The sequence below is a fragment of the Kineococcus indalonis genome (assembly GCF_009906395.1).
Lineage (GTDB): Bacteria > Actinomycetota > Actinomycetes > Actinomycetales > Kineococcaceae > Kineococcus > Kineococcus indalonis.
In genome coordinates, this window is record NZ_JAAALM010000520.1 from 1 (window position 1) to 2751 (window position 2751).

Below are 2751 nucleotides of genomic sequence, written 5' to 3' on the forward strand. Positions count from 1 at the left end.
CGGCGACCTCGCGGGCGGGCGCGTTCGACCCCGACGCGCCGCGCATGACGATCGGGGAGGTCATGGCGCTGCTGTCGCCGGACTACCCCGAGGTGACGATCTCCAAGATCCGCTTCCTGGAGGAGCAGGGCCTGGTGGAGCCGCGGCGCACCGCCGCGGGCTACCGCAAGTTCTCCTCCTCGGACGTGGACCGGCTGCGCTACGTGCTCAGCGCGCAGCGCGACCACTACCTGCCGCTGCGCGTGATCCGCGAGAACCTGCAGGCCATCGACCGCGGCCTGGAGCCGCCGGAGCACCCCGGCGGCGCCCCGCGCGCGCCGGAGGCGGTGCCCGCGGCGGTGCCGGCCGCCGAGCGCTTCGACGGGCGCGCGGCCCGGCTGCGGCTGACCCGCTCGGAGCTGCTGCGCGAGTCCGGCGTGCAGGCGGAGCTGCTGGACGCCCTGGAGGGCTTCGGCGTGCTGGCGCCGGCGCCCGGCGGGCCCTGGTACGACGGGGAGGCGCTGGAGGTGCTGCGGGCGGCGGCGACGCTGGCCGCGCACGGCATCGAGGCCCGGCACCTGCGCGTGTTCCGCACGGCCGCGGACCGCGAGGTCGCGCTGGCGGAGCAGGTGGCCGCGCCGCTGCAGCGCCAGCGCTCGGCGGACTCCGCCGCGCGCGCCGAGCAGGTGGCCCGGGAGATCGCCGCCGCGTGCCTGCGCCTGCACACCGCCCTGGTGGCGGGCGCCCTCGGGCGCGTCACGGGCTGATCACGGCGCGGTCACCGGCGGGTCGGCGGCGCCGACCGCCGCCGGGGCCGCCGGAGGGGTACGGTGAGCAGGTGCGCGCGCTCGATGTCATCGGCGTCAGGGTCGAGATGCCCTCCAACAACCCCATCGTGCTGCTGCGCGAGAGGGACGGGGACCGCTACCTGCCCATCTGGATCGGCGCCCCCGAGGCCAGCGCCATCGCCTTCGCCCAGCAGGGCGTGGTGCCCCCGCGGCCGCTGACCCACGACCTCCTCAAGGACGTCATCGCGGCCCTGGGCCGGCGCCTGGAGGAGGTGCGCATCGTCGAGGTGCGCGACAACGTCTACTTCGCGGAGCTGGCCTTCGACGGCGGGGCGACGGTCAGCTCGCGCACCTCCGACGCGATCGCCCTGGCGCTGCGCGTGGGGTGCCCCATCGTGAGCGCCGACGAGGTCCTCGACTCCGGGGGCGTGCCGGTCCCCGACGAGGACGAGGACGAGGTCGAGAAGTTCCGCGAGTTCCTCGACCACATCACCCCCGAGGACTTCGAGTCGGGCTCGGGCTCGGACCGGTGAACCGCGGTTCGGCGGGCGCCGCGCCGCGCGCCTCGTTGACGCTCCGCGGGTGCGACTCTACGGTCAGTTGACAGGACGCTCCCGGTCGGCACGGCACCGACGATCGGACCGGGGCGATGAGGAGGAGGCCGGCGTGAGCAGAGGCGAGGCGGACGCGGGGTCGTCGCACGGCAAGGAGCCGGTCCCCGCGCAGGGTCTCCTGTTCGCCGAGGACCTGCCCGACCTCGACGAGGAGGTCGGCTACCGCGGCATCACCGCGTGCAAGGCGGCCGGCATCACCTACCGGCAGCTGGACTACTGGGCGCGCACCGGCCTGGTGGAGCCGAGCGTGCGCAGCGCCTCGGGCTCGGGTTCGCAGCGCCTGTACGGCTTCCGCGACATCCTCGTGCTCAAGGTGGTCAAGCGGCTGCTGGACACCGGCGTCTCCCTGCACCAGATCCGCACCGCGGTGACCCACCTGCGCGAGCGCGGGGTGGACGACCTGGCGCAGATCACCCTCATGAGCGACGGCGCCAGCGTGTACGAGTGCACCTCCGCCGACGAGGTCATCGACCTCGTGCAGGGCGGGCAGGGCGTCTTCGGCATCGCCGTCGGGCGCGTGTGGCGCGAGGTGGAGGGCGAGCTGGCCTCGCTGCCCAGCGAGCGCCCCGCCGAGCGCACCGAGGTGGCCGCCCCCGCGGTGGTCCTCGCCGACGAGCTCAGCGCCCGCCGCCGGGCCCGCGAGGCCGGCTGACCCTGCCGAGCACCCTCGGCACCCCCGGCGCAGGACGACGCCCCGGCCAGCGGCCGGGGCGTCGTGCCGTGCCGGGTGCGGGCGGTCAGTCGAGCAGGTGCGCGTTGGGCAGCGCCTGGCGGGCGAAGGGGTCCACCACCCAGTCGTGGGCGTCGGGCAGCCACACCACCGCCGCCAGCAGGGCGTCCGCCCACGTGGACAGCAGCAGCTCCAGCGGCACCCGCCAGCCGTGCTGCCAGCCCTCCCCGGCGTCGTCGAGGACGACGAGCTCGACCTGCGCGGAGGACGAGCCCAGCCGCACCGTCAGCAGCTCCTCGTCGCGGGCGAACAGCGGCAGCAGCCCGGGCGGGGCGCCGGGCCCGGGGCCCTGGCCGGTGGCGCGGCGCACGGCGTCCTGCAGGCCCAGCGGCACCCAGCCGCCCGGCCCGACCGTGGGGGCGCTGCTGCGGTAGCGGGTGCGCACGGGCTCCACGCCGTCGACCGAGCGCCACCAGGCGCGCGCGGCGCGCGGCACGAGCAGGCCCAGCTGGCGCTCGACCGCGTCCAGCGCGGCCTCGTCCACGCCGGGGCGCAGCCGGGTGGCGATGTCCGCCCCGACCCGGCTCCAGCGCGAGCGCAGGACGTCCACGAGCTGCAGGACGCGGGTGGCCTCGACGGACGGGCCGGTCGAGGCGTGCAGGGGGCCGGCGGTGCGGCGCCTGTCTCTTTATAAACATCT

General features: G+C 76.3%; 4 protein-coding genes. 3 read left to right on the top strand and 1 reads right to left on the bottom strand.

Features of this window, described 5'->3' with window-relative positions:
- The 3 genes from ftsR to GTR00_RS18295 form a co-directional block, all read left to right on the top strand.
- Nucleotides 1-746, top strand: a 746-nt coding sequence (gene ftsR / locus GTR00_RS18285; RefSeq protein WP_240900579.1) for a transcriptional regulator FtsR, incomplete at its 5' end; no start/stop codon positions are given.
- A 71-nt stretch (nt 747-817) separates the two neighbouring features.
- A complete protein-coding gene (locus tag GTR00_RS18290) occupies nt 818-1300 on the top strand; it encodes a bifunctional nuclease family protein (RefSeq protein WP_166613002.1) in 483 nt (160 codons plus the stop codon).
- 133 nt (nt 1301-1433) lie between these two features.
- A complete protein-coding gene (locus GTR00_RS18295; RefSeq protein WP_166613003.1) occupies nt 1434-2033 on the top strand; it encodes a MerR family transcriptional regulator in 600 nt (199 codons plus the stop codon).
- 85 nt (nt 2034-2118) lie between these two features.
- Here GTR00_RS18295 and GTR00_RS18300 read toward each other — a convergent pair whose 3' ends face one another.
- Nucleotides 2119-2661, bottom strand: coding sequence for an SMI1/KNR4 family protein (locus GTR00_RS18300; RefSeq protein ID WP_166613004.1), 543 nt, complete (start codon nt 2659-2661; stop codon nt 2119-2121).
- Between the last annotated feature and the right edge of the window lie 90 nt (nt 2662-2751).